The 17,625-nt window shown below is 70.1% G+C and carries 17 protein-coding genes; 10 read left to right on the plus strand and 7 right to left on the minus strand.

The genetic code is table 11. The annotated features are described in order from the left end of the window. Positions 1–99: 99 nt before the first annotated feature. The 3 genes from U5640_RS14690 to U5640_RS14700 all read left to right on the plus strand — a co-directional run bounded on the left by U5640_RS14690 (position 100) and on the right by U5640_RS14700 (position 6,046). Positions 100–840: a response regulator transcription factor gene (locus U5640_RS14690; RefSeq protein WP_055635373.1), complete on the plus strand. Its 741-nt coding sequence runs from the start codon at positions 100–102 to the stop codon at positions 838–840. Further along, positions 837–1,949 carry an ATP-binding protein gene (locus tag U5640_RS14695; protein ID WP_079078850.1) on the plus strand — a complete coding sequence of 371 codons (1,113 nt, stop codon included), beginning with the start codon at positions 837–839 and terminating at the stop codon, positions 1,947–1,949. Before U5640_RS14690 ends, U5640_RS14695 begins: the two co-directional genes overlap by 4 nt. A 311-nt stretch (positions 1,950–2,260) precedes the next feature. Continuing rightward, entirely contained in the window at positions 2,261–6,046 is a 3,786-nt protein-coding gene (locus tag U5640_RS14700) for a multifunctional oxoglutarate decarboxylase/oxoglutarate dehydrogenase thiamine pyrophosphate-binding subunit/dihydrolipoyllysine-residue succinyltransferase subunit (RefSeq protein WP_340376253.1), read from the plus strand. A gap of 67 nt (positions 6,047–6,113) precedes the next feature. Here U5640_RS14700 and U5640_RS14705 read toward each other — a convergent pair whose 3' ends face one another. Then, complete coding sequence (locus tag U5640_RS14705; protein ID WP_340376254.1) at positions 6,114–6,296, minus strand: DUF6104 family protein; 183 nt, start codon at positions 6,294–6,296, stop codon at positions 6,114–6,116. 154 nt (positions 6,297–6,450) lie between these two features. Between U5640_RS14705 and U5640_RS14710 the strand changes: the two genes are divergently transcribed. Both U5640_RS14710 and U5640_RS14715 read left to right on the plus strand, forming a co-directional pair. After that, positions 6,451–7,374 (plus strand): DUF4097 family beta strand repeat-containing protein, encoded by a 924-nt coding sequence (locus tag U5640_RS14710; RefSeq protein WP_340376255.1) that lies wholly within the window; start codon positions 6,451–6,453, stop codon positions 7,372–7,374. Between the two features lies 1 nt (position 7,375). After that, on the plus strand, positions 7,376–8,404 hold the full coding sequence (locus U5640_RS14715; protein WP_340376256.1) for a helix-turn-helix transcriptional regulator: 1,029 nt from the start codon (positions 7,376–7,378) through the stop codon (positions 8,402–8,404). A gap of 68 nt (positions 8,405–8,472) precedes the next feature. On the opposite strand, the gene U5640_RS14720 is transcribed toward U5640_RS14715, so the two are convergent. From U5640_RS14720 to U5640_RS14735, 4 genes are all read right to left on the minus strand, one after another. After that, positions 8,473–9,036, minus strand: a complete 564-nt coding sequence (locus U5640_RS14720; protein WP_340376257.1) for a Clp protease N-terminal domain-containing protein — start codon at positions 9,034–9,036, stop codon at positions 8,473–8,475. Further along, positions 9,036–9,251, minus strand: coding sequence for a helix-turn-helix domain-containing protein (locus U5640_RS14725; protein WP_340385107.1), 216 nt, complete (start codon positions 9,249–9,251; stop codon positions 9,036–9,038). Before U5640_RS14725 ends, U5640_RS14720 begins: the two co-directional genes overlap by 1 nt. A gap of 49 nt (positions 9,252–9,300) precedes the next feature. Continuing rightward, complete coding sequence (locus U5640_RS14730; protein WP_340376258.1) at positions 9,301–10,266, minus strand: zinc-binding dehydrogenase; 966 nt, start codon at positions 10,264–10,266, stop codon at positions 9,301–9,303. A 276-nt stretch (positions 10,267–10,542) separates the two neighbouring features. Further along, on the minus strand, positions 10,543–11,772 hold the full coding sequence (locus tag U5640_RS14735) for an NADP-dependent malic enzyme (RefSeq protein ID WP_340376259.1): 1,230 nt from the start codon (positions 11,770–11,772) through the stop codon (positions 10,543–10,545). 628 nt (positions 11,773–12,400) lie between these two features. On the opposite strand from U5640_RS14735, the gene U5640_RS14740 reads away from it, so the two are divergent. Genes U5640_RS14740 through U5640_RS14750 form a run of 3 tightly spaced genes read left to right on the plus strand, consistent with a single transcriptional unit; the run spans position 12,401 to position 15,126 of the window. Further along, positions 12,401–13,366, plus strand: coding sequence for an ABC transporter substrate-binding protein (locus U5640_RS14740; protein WP_340376260.1), 966 nt, complete (start codon positions 12,401–12,403; stop codon positions 13,364–13,366). A 39-nt stretch (positions 13,367–13,405) separates the two neighbouring features. Continuing rightward, entirely contained in the window at positions 13,406–14,368 is a 963-nt protein-coding gene (locus U5640_RS14745) for an amino acid ABC transporter permease (protein ID WP_340376261.1), read from the plus strand. Then, positions 14,365–15,126 carry an amino acid ABC transporter ATP-binding protein gene (locus U5640_RS14750; RefSeq protein ID WP_340376262.1) on the plus strand — a complete coding sequence of 254 codons (762 nt, stop codon included), beginning with the start codon at positions 14,365–14,367 and terminating at the stop codon, positions 15,124–15,126. The genes U5640_RS14745 and U5640_RS14750 overlap by 4 nt, the downstream gene beginning before the upstream one ends. Positions 15,127–15,204: 78 nt before the next feature. Here U5640_RS14750 and U5640_RS14755 read toward each other — a convergent pair whose 3' ends face one another. Then, positions 15,205–15,969, minus strand: a complete 765-nt coding sequence (locus U5640_RS14755) for a class I SAM-dependent methyltransferase (protein WP_340376263.1) — start codon at positions 15,967–15,969, stop codon at positions 15,205–15,207. A gap of 99 nt (positions 15,970–16,068) precedes the next feature. On the opposite strand from U5640_RS14755, the gene U5640_RS14760 reads away from it, so the two are divergent. Next, positions 16,069–16,698 (plus strand): CGNR zinc finger domain-containing protein, encoded by a 630-nt coding sequence (locus U5640_RS14760; RefSeq protein WP_340376264.1) that lies wholly within the window; start codon positions 16,069–16,071, stop codon positions 16,696–16,698. Here U5640_RS14760 and sodX read toward each other — a convergent pair. Continuing rightward, a complete protein-coding gene (gene sodX / locus U5640_RS14765; protein WP_340385109.1) occupies positions 16,602–17,036 on the minus strand; it encodes a nickel-type superoxide dismutase maturation protease in 435 nt (144 codons plus the stop codon). The two genes, U5640_RS14760 and sodX, sit on opposite strands and share 97 nt — an antisense overlap. Before the next feature lie 145 nt (positions 17,037–17,181). Between sodX and sodN the strand changes: the two genes are divergently transcribed. Next, on the plus strand, positions 17,182–17,577 hold the full coding sequence (sodN, locus tag U5640_RS14770; protein ID WP_055634112.1) for a superoxide dismutase, Ni: 396 nt from the start codon (positions 17,182–17,184) through the stop codon (positions 17,575–17,577). Positions 17,578–17,625 lie beyond the last annotated feature (48 nt).

Below are 17,625 nucleotides of genomic sequence, written 5' to 3' on the forward strand. Positions count from 1 at the left end.
CGTTGCATGCCTGACGCCGATCATTTACGCGTCAACCGCAGTCATGCGCAGACAAGGGATCACCCCACTGGTTCCGGAAAGCTCACTCAGGGGCGGGCGATGGAGACGACACACACCTCGCACAACGGCACGACGACGGCGACCCCGGGCGCGCAGCGGCGCGTCCTGGTGGTCGAGGACGACCCGACCATCGTCGACGCCATCGCGGTCCGCCTGCGCGCCGAGGGATTCCTCGTGCAAACCGCGGGCGACGGTCCGGCGGCCGTCGACACCGCCGAGGCCTGGCAGCCCGATCTGCTGATCCTCGACATCATGCTGCCCGGCTTCGACGGTCTGGAAGTCTGCCGCCGTGTGCAGGCCGCCCGTCCCGTGCCGGTGCTCATGCTCACGGCGCGCGACGACGAGACCGACATGCTGGTCGGGCTCGGCGTGGGCGCCGACGACTACATGACCAAGCCGTTCTCGATGCGGGAGCTGGCCGCGCGCGTGCACGTGCTGCTGCGCCGGGTGGAGCGGGCCGCGATCGCGGCCACCACCCCCCGCAGCGGCATCCTGCGCCTCGGCGAGCTGGAGATCGACCACGCGCAGCGCCGGGTGCGGGTGCGCTCGGAGGACGTGCACCTGACGCCCACCGAGTTCGACCTGCTGGTCTGTCTGGCGAACACCCCGCGCGCGGTGCTCTCCCGTGAGCAGCTCCTCGCCGAGGTCTGGGACTGGGCGGACGCCTCCGGCACCCGCACGGTCGACAGCCACATCAAGGCGCTGCGCCGGAAGATCGGCGCCGAGCGGATCCGCACGGTGCACGGCGTGGGCTACGCGCTGGAGACCCCGACGCCATGAGCGGCGCGGACGGACCGAGAAGCCCCGGCTCCGGACCGGGAGAGCCCTGGGGCGGAGTGCGCCCGTTCTCGGTCAAGACCAAGCTGGGCGCGCTCGTCGTCATCTCGGTGCTGATCACCACGGGCCTGTCGATGATCGCGGTGCACACCAAGACGGAGCTGCGCTTCATCACGGTCTTCTCGATGATCGCCACGCTGCTGATTACGCAGTTCGTGGCGCATTCGCTCACCGCGCCGCTGGACGAGATGAACGCGGTCGCGCGCTCCATCTCGCACGGTGACTACACCCGCCGGGTCCGCGAGAACCGGCGGGACGAGCTGGGCGACCTGGCCCAGACGATCAATGTGATGGCGGACGAGCTGGAGGCGCAGGACGCCCAGCGCAAGGAGCTGGTGGCGAACGTCTCGCACGAGCTGCGCACCCCGATCGCGGGCCTGCGGGCCGTCCTGGAGAACGTGGTCGACGGCATCGCCGAGGCCGATCCGGAGACGATGCGGACGGCGCTGAAGCAGACGGAGCGGCTCGGGCGGCTGGTGGAGACGCTGCTCGACCTGTCCCGCCTCGACAACGGCGTCGTACCGCTGCGCAAGCGCCGTTTCGAGGTGTGGCCGTATCTGTCGGGCGTGCTGAAGGAGGCCAACATGGTCGCCTCCGCGCGGGCGACCATGGGCTCGGGCGGCAGTCACACGCGCACGGACGTCCATCTGCACCTGGACGTCTGCCCGCCGGAGCTGACCGTGCACGCGGACCCGGAGCGCATCCACCAGGTCGTGGCGAACCTGATCGACAACGCGGTCAAGCACAGCCCGCCGCACGGCCGGGTGACGGTGAAGGCGCGGCGCGGGACGCAGCCGGACTCGCTGGAGCTGGAGGTCCTGGACGAGGGTCCGGGCATACCGCGCTCGGAGTGGCACCGTGTGTTCGAGCGGTTCAACCGGGGCGCCGTCCGCCGGCCGCACGGCCCGGGCAGTGACGGCGGTACGGGGCTGGGGCTGGCGATCGCGCGGTGGGCGGTCGATCTGCACGGGGGACGGATCGGAGTGGCCGAATCCGAGCGGGGTTGCCGGATTCTTATCACTCTTCCGGGAGAGCCTTCTCTTCCAAGTTGACGTAAAGTGCGAACCGGAGCCTCAAGATCCACCTGTTGTCCGCACGGCCGGACACGGGGGAGCAGGCAGGGGCCGGTGCAGGTCGGCACCGGTTCGCACAGGTCCGCGCGCGGGGCATGCGCGACCTGCGTCAACGCACCCTTTCGCACCGCAACCGCGCTTGTTTCCCGCCATTTCCACCCCCGAAACACGCTTTCCGATGTGACTTACGCGACGATGGACCGGCTCGACCTGACCTTCGTGCTCTTGGGGGCGTAGCCTTTATTCCCGCTGTCCATCACCTTGTGAAGCGGAAGAGGGCGGTTGCCGCCGTGTCGCCACAGTCCCCCAGTAACGCATCGAGCATCTCGACCGACGCAGACCAAGCGGGCAAGAACCCCGCTGCCGCGTTCGGCCCGAACGAGTGGCTCGTCGACGAGATCTATCAGCAGTACCTCCAGGACCCGAATTCGGTAGACCGTGCCTGGTGGGACTTCTTCGCCGACTACAAGCCGGGGGCGGCCACTCCTCCGGCTCCGGCGGGTACTGCGGCCGCGGGGGCCGCAGGGACCACCAGCACGTCCCCGGCGCCCGCCGCCCCGGCCGCCGTGCCGGCCCCGGCCGCCGCACCGAAGCCCGCGGCCGCGGCGCCCGCGCCGGCCGCTCCGGCTCCGGCCGCGGCCCCCGCTCCGGTGAAGGCCGCCGCGAAGCCGGCCGCCGCCGCTCCCCAGGCAGCCGCCGGGGCGCCCGCGGGCCCCGAGCTGATCACGCTGCGCGGCCCGGCCGCCGCGGTCGCGAAGAACATGAACGCCTCGCTGGAGCTGCCGACGGCCACCTCGGTCCGCGCGGTCCCGGTGAAGCTGCTGTTCGACAACCGCATCGTCATCAACAACCACCTCAAGCGCGCCCGGGGCGGGAAGATCTCCTTCACGCACCTGATCGGCTTCGCGATGGTGCAGGCCATCAAGGCCATGCCGTCGATGAACTGGCATTACGCGGAGAAGGACGGGAAGCCCACCCTCGTCAAGCCGCCGCACGTCAACTTCGGCCTGGCCATCGACCTGGTGAAGGCCAACGGCGACCGCCAGCTCGTCGTCGCCGGCATCAAGAAGGCCGAGACGCTGAACTTCTTCGAGTTCTGGCAGGCCTACGAGGACATCGTCCGCCGCGCCCGCGACGGCAAGCTGACGATGGACGACTTCACCGGTGTCACGGTCTCCCTGACCAACCCCGGCGGCCTCGGCACCGTCCACTCCGTGCCGCGTCTGATGCCCGGTCAGTCGGTCATCATGGGCGTCGGCTCCATGGACTACCCGGCGGAGTTCCAGGGCACCTCCCAGGACACCCTGAACAAGCTCGGCATCTCCAAGGTCATGACGCTCACGTCGACCTACGACCACCGGGTCATCCAGGGCGCCGCCTCCGGCGAGTTCCTGCGGATCGTCGCGAACCTCCTGCTCGGCGAGAGCGGCTTCTACGACGAGATCTTCGAGGCCCTGCGCATCCCCTACGAGCCGGTCCGCTGGCTCAAGGACATCGACGCCAGCCACGACGACGACGTCACCAAGGCCGCCCGGGTCTTCGAGCTGATCCACTCCTACCGGGTCCGCGGCCACGTCATGGCCGACACCGACCCGCTGGAGTACCGCCAGCGCAAGCACCCCGACCTGGACATCACCGAGCACGGCCTCACCCTGTGGGACCTGGAGCGCGAGTTCGCCGTCGGCGGCTTCGCCGGCAAGTCCCTGATGAAGCTGCGCGACATCCTCGGCGTGCTGCGCGACTCGTACTGCCGCACCACCGGCGTCGAGTTCATGCACATCCAGGACCCGAAGCAGCGCCGCTGGATCCAGGACCGCATCGAGCGCGCGCACACCAAGCCGGAGCGCGAGGAGCAGCTGCGCATCCTGCGCCGCCTGAACGCGGCGGAAGCCTTCGAGACGTTCCTGCAGACGAAGTACGTCGGTCAGAAGCGCTTCTCCCTGGAGGGCGGCGAGTCCGTCATCCCGCTGCTCGACGCGGTCATCGACAGCGCGGCCGAGTCGCGCCTGGACGAGGTCGTCATCGGCATGGCGCACCGCGGCCGGCTGAACGTCCTCGCCAACATCGTCGGCAAGTCGTACGCGCAGATCTTCCGCGAGTTCGAGGGCAACCTCGACCCGAAGTCGATGCACGGCTCCGGCGACGTGAAGTACCACCTGGGCGCCGAGGGCACCTTCACCGGCCTCGACGGCGAGCAGATCAAGGTCTCCCTGGCCGCCAACCCGTCCCACCTGGAGACGGTCGACCCGGTCATCGAGGGCATCGCCCGCGCCAAGCAGGACATCATCAACAAGGGCGGCACGGACTTCACCGTCCTGCCCGTCGCCCTGCACGGCGACGCGGCCTTCGCGGGCCAGGGCGTGGTGGCCGAGACCCTGAACATGTCGCAGCTGCGCGGCTACCGCACCGGCGGCACGGTCCACATCGTCATCAACAACCAGGTCGGCTTCACCGCGGCCCCCGAGTCCTCGCGCTCCTCCATGTACGCCACGGACGTGGCCCGCATGATCGAGGCCCCGATCTTCCACGTGAACGGCGACGACCCGGAGGCCGTGGTCCGCGTCGCGCGGCTCGCCTTCGAGTTCCGCCAGGCGTTCAACAAGGACGTGGTGATCGACCTCATCTGCTACCGCCGCCGCGGTCACAACGAGTCGGACAACCCGGCCTTCACCCAGCCGCTGATGTACGACCTGATCGACAAGAAGCGCTCGGTGCGCAAGCTCTACACCGAGTCCCTGATCGGTCGCGGCGACATCACCCTGGAAGAGGCCGAGCAGGCGCTCCAGGACTACCAGGGCCAGCTGGAGAAGGTCTTCACGGAGGTCCGCGAGGCCACCGCGCAGCCCGTCGGCGGCGACGCCCACGAGCCGCAGGACGGCTTCCCGGTCGCGGTCCCGACCGCGGTCTCCGCCGAGGTCGTCAAGCGCATCGCCGAGTCCCAGGTCAACATCCCGGACACCTTCCACGTCCACCCGCGTCTGCTGCCGCAGCTGCAGCGCCGGGCGGCGATGGTCGAGGACGGCACGATCGACTGGGGCATGGGCGAGACCCTCGCGTTCGGCTCCCTCCTGCTGGAGGGCGTCCCGGTCCGGCTGTCCGGCCAGGACTCCCAGCGCGGCACCTTCGGCCAGCGCCACGCGGTCCTCATCGACCGCGAGACGGGCGAGGAGCACACCCCGCTGCAGTACCTCGCCGAGGACCAGGCGCGCTACAACGTCTACAACTCCCTGCTGTCCGAGTACGCGGTCATGGGCTTCGAGTACGGCTACTCGCTGGCCCGCCCCGACGCGCTCGTGATGTGGGAGGCGCAGTTCGGCGACTTCGTCAACGGCGCGCAGACGGTGGTCGACGAGTACATCTCGGCGGCCGAGCAGAAGTGGGGTCAGACGAGCGGTGTCACGCTCCTGCTCCCCCACGGCTACGAGGGACAGGGCCCGGACCACTCCTCGGCCCGTGTCGAGCGGTTCCTGCAGCTCTGCGCCCAGAACAACATGACGGTCGCCATGCCGACCCTGCCGTCGAACTACTTCCACCTCCTGCGGTGGCAGGTGCACAACCCGCACCACAAGCCGCTGGTCGTCTTCACCCCGAAGTCGATGCTGCGCCTGAAGGCGGCGGCCTCGAAGGCGGAGGAGTTCACCTCGGGCCAGTTCCGCCCGGTCATCGGCGACGCCTCGGTCGACGCGAACGCGGTCAAGAAGGTCGTCTTCTGCGCCGGCAAGGTCTACTACGACCTGGACGCCGAGCGTCAGAAGCGCGGGGTCACCGACACGGCGATCATCCGTCTCGAGCGCCTCTACCCGCTGCCGGGCGCGGAGGTCCAGGCGGAGGTCAACAAGTACCCGAACGCCGAGAAGTACCTGTGGGTCCAGGAGGAGCCGGCCAACCAGGGTGCCTGGCCGTTCATCGCCCTGAACCTGATCGACCACCTGGACCTGGCCGTCGGCGCCGACGTCCCGCACGGTGAGCGCCTGCGCCGCATCTCGCGGCCGCACGGCTCGTCCCCGGCCGTCGGCTCCGCCAAGCGCCACCAGGCGGAGCAGGAGCAGCTGGTGCGCGAGGTGTTCGAGGCGTGAGCCTCTGACCGACCGCGAAAAGACCCGCCCCCGGAAATGTCCGGGGGCGGGTCTTTCTTTGCGTACGTCAGTCGTCGTCGTCCTCGTCGTCCAGCCGGGCGAGCCAGGTGGCCAGGCGCTCCACCGGCACCTCGAAGTCCGGGTTCAGGTCGACGAACGTGCGCAGCTGCTCGGCGAGCCACTCGAAGGTGACCTCCTCCTCGCCCCGCCGCTTCTCCAGCTCCTCGATGCCTCGGTCGGTGAAGTACAACTCTCGCTCCTGCTCCTGTGGGCCTACGCCCCCAGGGTAGGCCGCCGGTCACCCCCACGGTGTCTTGACTTCCGGCGTCCGCGATATATCGTGAATTGAAGAAGACGCGATATGGCGCGTTGTACGGGAAGTCGTGCCGAGGAGGGTTCTCCCCATGTCCGAATGGTCCGTCGCCGAGCCGAGCAAGCTCACCTTCGACGAGCCCGTCAGCACCCTGAACGTCCGCATCGTCGACGGCACGGTGAACGTGGTGGGCACGGACGAGGGCCCGGCCCGGCTGGAGGTGTCCCGGATCGAGGGGCCACCCCTCGTGGTGAGTCATCGGAGCGGCACCTTGACGGTGGCGTACGAGGATCTGCCCTGGAAGGGGTTTCTGAAGTGGCTCGACCGCAAGGGGTGGCGGCGCAGCGCCGTGGTCTCCCTGGCGGTCCCGGTCGGCACCCGGGTGGAGCTGGGCGTGGTGAGCGCCGGGGCGACGGTCTCCGGGATCGACGGGCGTACGGAGATCAAGGGCGTCACCGGTGACGCCACGCTGGTGGGCCTCGCCGGCACGGTCCGCGCGGACACGGTGTCGGGCAGTGTGGAGGCGCAGGCGCTCACCGGCGACCTGCGGTTCAACTCCGTCTCCGGGGACCTGACGGTCGTCGAGGCCGGCTCCTCCGTCAAGGCGGACTCGGTGAGCGGCTCGATGGTGGTCGACGTGGACCCGACGAGCAGGCCCACGGAGATCTCCCTGACCAATGTCTCGGGCGAGATCGCCATCCGGCTGCCGCACCCGGCCGACGCGGAGGTGGAGGCGAACACGGCGAGCGGCGCCGTCTCCAACGCGTTCGAGGACCTCCGGGTCAGCGGCCAGTGGGGCGCCAAGCGGATCACCGGCCGCCTCGGCGCGGGCAACGGCAGGCTGAAGGCGACGACGGTCTCCGGCTCGATCGCCCTGCTGCGGCGCCCTCCCGTGGAGGACGGGGACTGGTCCGCCGACGGCTCCGGCCCGGGGGACAATGCCGATTCCGGCCCGGACGGCGGTTCCCCCTCCGCCGGCCCGGCCGACAGCACGACCGACAAGAAGGTGCTCTGACATGCCTCCCGTCTTCGCCCACGGCCGTCTCCGTCTCTACCTGCTGAAGCTGCTGGACGAGGCCCCGCGCCACGGTTACGAGGTGATCCGCCTCCTGGAGGAGCGCTTCCAGGGGCTGTACGCGCCCTCGGCGGGCACCGTCTACCCCCGCCTGGCCAAGCTGGAGGCGGAGGGCCTGGTCACCCACACCACCGAGGGCGGCCGCAAGGTGTACGCGATCACCGACGCGGGCCGGGCCGAACTCGCCGACCGCAGCGGTGAACTGGCCGATCTGGAGCTGGAGATCCGCGAGTCGGTGGCGGAGCTGGCCGCGGAGATCCGGGCCGACGTCCGGGGCGCGGCGGGTGATCTGCGGCGGGAGATGCGGGCGGCGGCCACCGAGGCCCGGCGGGACGGCCGGTCCGGCCCCGTCCCCGAGCCGGGCGAGTACGGCGACAAGGAGTCCTGGCGGGCCGCCAAGGAGGAGATGCGCCGCGTCAAGCAGGAGTGGAAGGAACAGGCCCGCCGGGCCAAGGACGAGAGCCGCAGGGCCCGCGAGGAGGCCCAGCGCGCCCGCCGTCAGGCCAAGGACGCCCAGGACCACGCGCGGGCCCAGGCCCAGGAGGAGATGCAGCGCATCGCCCGGCGCGTCCAGGAGCAGGTCCAGGACCACTTCGCGCGCGGCGACTGGCCGACGGGGGTCCGTGAGGGCCTGACCGAACTGGCCAGGGAGTTCGGCGAGTTCGGCAAGGACTTCGGCAAGGAGTTCGGCAAGGACCTGGGCTTCGGCCGCCCCGCGGGGGGTCCGGCCCCGTCCTACTCCCACTCCCCCGAGGACTTCCCCGCGGAGTACGAACCGTCCTGGGCCCACGAGGACTCCAGCGGCGAACCGGCCCGCGACCTGGACCGCCTCCTGGACCGCTTCCGCGACGACATCCGCGACTCGGCCCGCGACCACGGCATCACGGTTGACCAGCTCCAGGCCACCCGCGCCCATCTGTCCCAGGCTGCGGCCCACATCGGGGCGATCCTGCGCGCACCGAAGAGCTGAGGGGCTGGGGGCCGAGGCACGGGAGCCCGGCGGGGGCCGGGCCCGGCGGTGGGACGGACCGACCGGGCTCAGCTCGCCTTGGGTTCCGCGTCACCGTAGAGGACGCGGGTCAGGCTCGCGTGGGTCACGCCGTGATCGGCGAGTGCCTCGGCGGTGGGGCCGGGCCGGGTGGTGAGGGCGAGGAGGATGTGCTCGTCCCCGATACGCCGGTCACGGTGGGCCAGCGCCATACGCAGGGACTGTTCCAGGATCCGCTTGGCCTCACGACCGAAGCCGGGGCGGCCCGCCCGCCCGCCGGCGGCCATCGCGCCGACCCCGTGCACCTCCTCCACCCGGGCGACGATCTCCGTGACGTCGATGCCCAGTCCGGCGAGGGCGTCGGTCTCGGCGCGTGAGAGACCCGCCCGCCGCCGCGACTGTGCCAGCGCCTCCCGCACCGAGTCCCTGCGGTCGGCGAGCCCGAGGGCGGCCAGCGCGAAGGAGGCACGGCTGCCCTGCCGGTCCAGCAGGGCGAGCAGCAGATGCTCGGGCCCGACGGTCCGCCCGCCCGCCCCCGCACAGCGCTCGACGGCACAGCGCTCGACGGCACCGCGCACCACGTCACGGGCGTCCTTCGTGAACCGTTCGAACATCACAGCCTCCCGTACTTCTTGTGCACGGCCTGCCTGCTGACTCCGAGTTCCGCGGCGATCTCCTGCCACGACCAGCCCTGATGGCGCGCACTGCGCACCTGCACCGCCTCCAGCTGCTCCAGCAGCCTGCGCAGCGCGGCGACGGCCCGCAGTCCGACCCGTGGATCGCGGTCGCCGGCGCGTTCGGCGAGATCCGTTGCTTCGTCAACCTTGATTGACAAGCGGGGTGCGTGGAAGGCGCACGGGGCCCCGACGGCCGTCGGCTCAGTCGTGGGTGAGCACGATCTTGCCGAACTGGTCGCCGGACTCCAGGCGGGCGAAGCCCTCGCGGGCCCGGTCCAGCGGAAGGATCTCGTCGATGACCGGACGGACCCCGGTGGCGGCGCAGAAGGACAGCAGGTCCTCCAGTTCCTCCTTGGTCCCCATGGTGGAGCCGACCACCTTCAGCTCCAGGAAGAAGATCCGGGTGAGCTCGGCGTGCGAGGGCCGGTCCCCGCTGGTGGCACCGGAGATGACGAGGGTGCCCCCGGGCTTCAGGGACTTCACCGAGTGGGACCAGGTGGCCGCGCCGACGGTCTCGATGACGGCGTCCACGCGCTGCGGCAGCCGCGCGCCCGGCTCCACCGCCTCGACCGCGCCGAGCTCCAGCGCCCGCTTGCGCTTGGCCTCGTCACGGCTGGTCGCGAAGACCTTCAGCCCGGCGGCCTTCCCGAGGACGATCGCGGCGGTGGCGACACCCCCGCCGGCCCCCTGGACGAGGACCGAGTCACCGGGCCGGACGCCCGCGTTGGTGAAGAGCATCCGGTACGCCGTCAGCCAGGCCGTCGGCAGACAGGCGGCCTCCGCGAAGGACAGCTCCCTGGGCTTGGGCAGGATGTTCCAGGTCGGCACGGAGACCTGTTCGGCGAAGGTGCCCTGGTAGCGCTCGGTGAGGATGGAGCGGGGCTCCTTCGGCCCGACGCCGTGTCCGGTCTGACCGATGACGGAGTGCAGGACGACCTCGTTGCCGTCGGCGTCGACACCGGCGCCGTCGCAGCCGAGGATCATCGGCAGCTTGTCCTCGGCGAGGCCGACGCCGCGCAGGGACCAGAGGTCGTGATGGTTGAGGGAGGCGGCCCGCACGGTGACGGTACTCCAGCCGGGGCGGGTCTCGGGGGCCGGTCGCTCCCCCAACTCCAGTCCGGAGAGCGGCTGGTCGCGGTCGATTCGGGCGGCGTAGACGGCGAACATGCACCTGACGATAGGCGGCGCGGGGGGTGGGCGAAACCGGGGACCACTGTGAGACATGCCCTCTTGCACAACCGACAGCGACCGCCGCCGGGACGGGAGCGCCCCGGGGTGGGGGCCCGGGGAACTGCGCGACCGGCCACCCCCCGCCGGCACCCCCCGACCGTCGGCGCCCACCCGCCCACGCGGGGCGACGCTCGCCTCGTCATCACCCGGTCGGGCGGCTGGGTGGGCAAAGAAATGGCCCCGCCCGGACGGGCGGGGCCATTCGGGTGCACGTCAGCGACGCGCGACGCCCTCCGCACGGGCAGCCGCGGCCACCGCCGCCGTCACCGCGGGGGCGACCCGCTCGTCGAACGGCGACGGGATGACGTAGTCCGCCGCGAGATCGTCGCCGACGACACCGGCCAGCGCCTCAGCCGCCGCGATCTTCATCCCCTCGGTGATCCGGGAGGCCCGCACCTGGAGCGCCCCGGCGAAGATCCCGGGGAACGCCAGCACGTTGTTGATCTGGTTCGGGAAGTCCGAGCGCCCGGTCGCGACGACCGCCGCGTACTTGTGGGCGATCTCGGGGTGCACCTCGGGGTTGGGGTTGGCCATGGCGAAGACGAACGCGCCCTTCGCCATGGAGGCCACCGCCTCCTCCGGGACCGTACCGCCGGAGACGCCGATGAACACGTCCGCGCCCGCCAGCGCGTCCTCCAGCGAGCCGCTCAGCCCCGCCTTGTTGGTGAACCCGGCGACCTCGCGCTTGACGTCCGTGAGGTCCTCGCGGTCGGCCGACACGATGCCCTTGCGGTCGGTCAGCGCCACATCGCCGATACCGGCCTCGACCAGCATCTTCGCGATGGCGACCCCGGCCGCGCCGGCGCCCGAGATCACCGCCCTGAGTTCGCCGATGGTCCGCCCGCTCAGCCGCGCCGCGTTGCGCAGCGCCGCCAGCGTCACGACCGCCGTACCGTGCTGGTCGTCGTGGAAGACCGGGATGTCGAGCGCCTCCTGGAGCCGGCGCTCGATCTCGAAGCACCGGGGTGCCGAGATGTCCTCCAGGTTCACACCGCCGAACGAGGGAGCGAGACGCACCACCGTCTCGACGATCTCGTCCACGCCGGTGCAGGCCAGCGCGATCGGAACCGCGTCGACCCCGCCGAACTGCTTGAACAGGATGGCCTTGCCCTCCATGACCGGGAGGGAGGCCTCCGGCCCGATGTCCCCGAGCCCGAGGACGGCCGTGCCGTCGGTCACGACGGCGACGACGGAGGACTTCCACGTGTAGTCGTTCACCAGGTCCGGCTGTTCCGCGATCGCGGTGCACACGCGTGCGACGCCGGGCGTGTAGGCGAGGGACAGGTCGTCCTTGTCGCGGACCGGGACGGTGGCCTGCACGGCCATCTTTCCGCCGCGGTGCAGTGCGAACGCCGGATCGAACGAATCGAGGGGTTCCGCACCGCCCTCCTGGCCCGTATGGTCCGCGCTCTCGCTGCGAGGATTGACGATCTCCGCTGCCACTTCGATGTACCCCTTAGCTGTTCTTGGTCTGAGGGTGGCCACTCCGGGTGAGGAGTGGGCGGGCGTCGCGCAGGACCCTGAGCTGATGCGTACGGGCGCCTGCGCGTCGGGCGCGCCGCACACGCGCCCTGAGCCCCGGATGAGGGGTGTAGAGAACCTTCATACCGGACGGAGACCACAGCCGACGAGTCCAATCGGTGCAAGGTCACACCGCGCTGGCTGTGGACCCTCGACAGAGGTGATCACGAGTGACATGACTCATGCGCGAAGACCGGCCAAGGCCTGGTGAAGGCTTGACACGGACTCAACTGAACGGACGCGTCGCACGGTCGGCGATCACATGGTGAGATGAACCGAAGATCCTCCGGCCGCAGGGACGGAATCCCGCAGATGATCCGGCGTCGTCCGGCCGGGATGGACCGGACTGTGCGGCTCGGGGGTCGCCCGTTATCCGATTTTGACATGGCTGGCCCCCTGATTGGCGCAGTCCGAATGGCAAGATGCCGTAATCACACGAGGTCGCGACACCCGAAGCTGTGTGTTCTCGTCGACCCATCGGCATCAGTCGACCGCGGTCGACGCGTGTCGACCCATCGGCATCGCCATCCATCCGCCGGAGGAACCCAAAATGACCGCAAGCACCACCCGACGCACGACCGCCGCGCGCACCCGCCTGGCAGCGGTCGGATCTCTCGCGGTCGCGGGCGCCTTGCTGCTCTCCGCCTGCGGCGACCAGACCAGCGACAGCGGCAGCAGCTCCTCGGAGTCCGCGGGCGCCGCCTCCACGGCCCCCCTCTTCTCGAAGCTGCCGGCCGAGATCCAGAAGAAGAAGGTCATCCAGGTCGGCACGAACGCCGAGTACGCCCCCATGGAGTCCGTGGACGGCGGCAAGATCGTCGGCGTCGACCCCGACATCGCCGCCGCGCTCGGCAAGCAGCTCGGTGTCGAGTTCAAGTTCACCAACGGTGGCTTCGACACCCTGATCACGGCCGTCAACTCCGGCCGGTACGACATCGCCATGTCGTCGATCACGGACAACAAGCAGCGCCAGGAGGGCCTGGACGACAGCGGCAAGAAGCTCGGCGAGGGCGTGGACTTCGTCGACTACTTCACCGCCGGTACGGCCATCTACGTGCAGAAGGGCAACCCCAAGGGCATCCAGACCCTGGACGACCTCTGCGGCCAGACCGTCGCCGTGCAGCGGGGCACCACCTACGAGGAGGCCCTGCAGGCGCAGTCCAAGACCTGCACGAGCGGGGGCAAGAAGGCCCTGAAGATCGAGTCCTTCGAGAACGACACCGAGGCCCAGACCCGTGTGAAGTCCGGCGGTGCCGTGGCCGGCGTCAACGACTACCCGGTCGCCGTGGACATGGCGCGCAAGGCCGGTGGCGGCAACACCTTCGAGGTCCTGGACAAGCAGTACGAGGCCGCCCCGTTCGGCATCGTCGTCGCCAAGAAGAACACCCAGCTGCGCGACGCCCTGAAGGAGGCCGTCGACGCGATCATCAAGGACGGCTCCTACCAGAAGGTGCTGGAGAAGTGGGGCGCCGAGAGCGGCGCGATCAGCCAGTCCGCGATCAACGGCGGCAAGTGATCCACCCGCACCGCCTGAAGCCTTCGAAGGGCAGTCCCCATGTCTGACAAGCTCGACAAGACCCCCGCGGGCGCACCGCCGGAGGACAAGCCTCCGGTCGCCAAGGACTCGGCGTACGCCGGGCCGCCCGAGACCATCAAGGCCATCCCGGTGCGCCACTGGGGCCGCTGGGTCAGCGGTGTCGTCGTCGTCGCGCTGCTCGCGCTGCTGATCAACGCGTTCGCCAACGGCGACATCCAGTGGTCCACGGTCGGCGACAAGATCTTCGACTCGACGGTCGTCGCCGGCGCCGGGCGCACCCTGCTGATCAGCATCCTGGCGATGGTGCTCGGTGTGGTCCTCGGCATCCTGCTGGCCGTGATGCGGCTGTCGAAGAACCCGGTGACCAGCACCGTCGCCTGGCTGTACATCTGGTTCTTCCGCGGCACCCCGGTCTACGTCCAGCTGCTGATGTGGTTCAACCTGGCGCTGATCTTCCCCGTCCTGAACCTCGGTCCGATCTACAAGGACGAGATGACGGACGTCATGACGCCGTTCATGTGCGCCCTGCTCGGCCTGGGCCTGAACGAGGCCGCCTACATGGCCGAAATCTGCCGTGCCGGTCTGCTGGCGGTGGACGAGGGCCAGACCGAGGCGGCGCACGCGCTCGGCATGAGCCACGGCAAGACCCTGCGCCGGATCGTGATCCCGCAGGCGATGCGGGTGATCGTGCCGCCGACCGGCAACGAGTTCATCAACATGCTGAAGACCTCGTCGCTGGTGTACGTGGTGACGTACAACGAACTGCTGCGCTCGACCTCGGTGATCGGCTCCTCGTCGTTCGCCGTGATGGAGCTGCTGTTCGTCGCGTCGATCTGGTACCTGGTCATGACCAGCGTCTTCAGCGTCTTCCAGTACTACCTGGAGCGGTACTACGCACGCGGTTCCAGCCGCAGCCTCCCGCCCACGGTCTTCCAGAAGATCAGGTCCCACCTGTTCGGATCCTCGAGGAGCACGGCATGACCGCGATGGTGAAAGCCGAGGGCGTCCACAAGTCCTTCGGCGCGGTCGAGGTCCTCAAGGGCATCGACCTCCAGGTCAACACCGGCGAGGTGTTCTGCCTCATCGGCCCGTCCGGCTCCGGCAAGAGCACTTTCCTGCGGTGCATCAACCACCTGGAGAAGATCAACGCCGGGCGGCTGTACGTCGACGGGAACCTGGTGGGGTACCGCCAGAAGGGCGACAAGCTGTACGAACTCAAGGACAGCGAGGTCGCGCTGCAGCGCCGGGACATCGGCATGGTGTTCCAGCGGTTCAACCTGTTCCCGCACATGACCGCACTGGACAACGTGGTCGAGGCCCCGGTCCAGGTGAAGGGCACCAGCAAGGCCCAGGCCCGGGAGCGGGCGCGGGAGCTGCTGGACCGGGTCGGCCTGGCCGACAAGGCGGGGAGCTACCCCTCGCAGCTCTCCGGCGGTCAGCAGCAGCGCGTGGCGATCGCCCGGGCCCTGGCGATGGACCCGAAGCTGATGCTGTTCGACGAGCCGACCTCGGCCCTCGACCCGGAGCTGGTCGGTGACGTCCTGGACGTCATGCGCGACCTGGCCCAGTCCGGGATGACGATGGTCGTCGTCACGCACGAGATGGGCTTCGCCCGTGAGGTCGGCGACAGCCTCGTCTTCATGGACGGGGGCGTGGTCGTCGAGTCCGGCGACCCGCGCGAGGTCCTGACCAACCCGCAGCACGAGCGGACGCAGGCCTTCCTGTCCAAGGTGCTCTAGCGGCACGGCGGCGCGCGCCGGTGGTACGACGCCGAAGGGGCGGTACGGAGACTCCGTACCGCCCCTTTCGCCGTCACGTCACTTCAGAGCGAGCAGCAGCGTGTCCGAGGGAGAGCACCACACCGGCCGGGCCTCGCCGAAGCCCTTCTCCCTCAGCACGCGCGCGTGCCACGCCGCCGAGGGCATGTCGCCGTCGGCGTGCTCGCCGTAGATCTCGAAGCGGCGGGCCGTGGGGGCGGCGAGGACCGGGTCCTGGGCGGCGAGCCGCCACCACTCGGCCCAGTCCAGGGCGCCGCCGCTCCTGGCCTGTTCCATGCGGGCGTGCCGCAGGGTCCGCTCCGCCGCGTTGATCCGGGGCGTCGTGTCGTCGATCATGTGGTCCGCGTTCATGAAGAGACCGCCGTCGCGGACGAGTTCCGCGATCCGACCGTAGAGGGCCGCGAGGGGTTCGCTGTGCAGCCAGTGCAGGGCCGTGGCCGTCAGGACGGCGTCGTACGTGTCGTACGGCAGCCGGGACGGCCAGTCGGGGTCCTTGAGGTCGGCGGTCACGAGCGTGACCCGGTCGTCCCCGGCGAAGGTGCCCCCGGCGACGGCGAGGAGTGCCGGGTCGAGGTCGACGCCGGTGCTGGTGGCGCCGGGGAGGCGGGCCAGCAGCCGGGCGGTGATGGTGCCGGTGCCGCAGGCGAGGTCCAGGACGCGCGGCTCGGGCCCGACGACCGCCTCGACCATGTCGAGCATGATCCGGAACCGGTCCTCCCGGTCCGGCATGTACCACTCCTGCTGCCGGTCCCAGCTCTCCTGCCAGGCCGCCCAGTCGGTCGTCGCCCTACCCGTGGTGGTCATGGAAGCCCCCTCGCCGCCCGTCGCGTAATACCCTGAAAGCACGATCAGCCGTTACCCGGCCGCCCTCACGACCATAGAGCCCCTCCGTAAGGACTACAAGTGGAACTGGCCTATTACTCGGACTACGCCGTGCGTCTCGTCAACAGCGAGGAGCCGGTCCGGGGCAAGGACGCGCTGACCTCGGTCGAGGCCGTCCGTGATCTGTTCGGCGGCAACCAGTCGGCCGCCCGCCGCGCCACCGACGCGGACGTCACCCGCTTCCGCTCGGTCCGGGCCCGGTTGCGCGCGGTGTTCGAAGCCGCCGACCACGGCGACGAGACCCTCGCCGTGGACCTGCTGAACTCGCTCCTGCTGGAGTTCCCGGTGAGCCCCCAGATCTCCGGCCACGACCACCGCGACGACGACGGCCGCCCGCTGTGGCACATGCACCTGGCCGACCACCCCTCGAACGCGACCGCGGGCTACGCCGCCATCGCCGCGATGGGCCTGGCCTTCCATCTCACCGAGTACGGCGTGGACCGGCTCGGCCTGTGCGAGGCGGCCCCCTGCCGCAACGCCTACCTCGACACCTCCACCAACCGCTCCCGCCGCTACTGCTCCGACCGGTGCGCGACCCGGGCCAACGTGGCCGCCTACCGCGCCCGCAAACGCCTGGAGGCCGACCGCACCGCCGGCACCGGCCTCGCCGCCGAGAGCGCCCAGCGCACCACGGCCAGCGGCGAACGCTGATCCGGCTTGAGCGGCCGGTAGCGCAGCCGCACCTTGCCCAGGATCAGCTCGTCGGGCACGGTCCCGTAGTCGGTGCTGTCCCCGCCGGCGTACGCGTTGTCCCCGCGCACCCACCACCCCCCGTCCCGCCGCTCGACGGCCCGCTTGACCACCAGCAGGTCCTGCTGGAAAGGGTGCCGCAGCACGACGACGTCACCGGCCCGCACCCGTGCCCCGTACTGCACCACCAGCTGATCCCCGTGGTACAGCGTGGGCACCATGGACGGCCCGGTCACCTCGGCCAGCCCGAAGGGCGCCCCGGCCCTCTCCCGCTCGGTCTCCTGCGACAGTTCCGGCATCCCCGGCACCTCCCCGGTCCGTTCCTCCACCAGTCTCAGTCTGACCCCGGACTTTTGTCCTAAGCCCATGGGGGCACTCGCGAAAACCCGTCGTGCAGGGAGTAATGTCCCACCTGAGAAGACGATCACGAGGAAGGAACGCTCCATGCTTTCCCGCCTGTTTGCCCCCAAGGTCAAGGTCAGCGCGCACTGCGACCTGCCCTGCGGTGTGTACGACCCGGCCCAGGCCCGCATCGAGGCGGAGTCGGTGAAGGCCGTGCAGGAGAAGATGGCCGCCAACGACGACCCGCACTTCCAGGCGCGCGCCACCGTCATCAAGGAGCAGCGTGCCGAGCTCGCGAAGCACCACGTCTCCGTGCTGTGGAGCGACTACTTCAAGCCCCCGCACTTCGAGAAGTACCCCCAGCTGCACGTGCTGGTCAACGACACCCTGAAGGCCCTTTCGGCCGCGAAGGCGTCGACGGACCCGAAGACCGGCGAGAAGGCTCTCGAGCTGATCGCCGAGATCGACAAGATCTTCTGGGAGACCAAGAAGGCCTGATCTTCGATCACGCCGTTTGACCTGCGATGTCCTTGGTCGTTTGGTCTT

Source organism: Streptomyces sp. SS7 (assembly GCF_037993025.1).
In the GTDB taxonomy this organism is placed as follows: domain Bacteria; phylum Actinomycetota; class Actinomycetes; order Streptomycetales; family Streptomycetaceae; genus Streptomyces.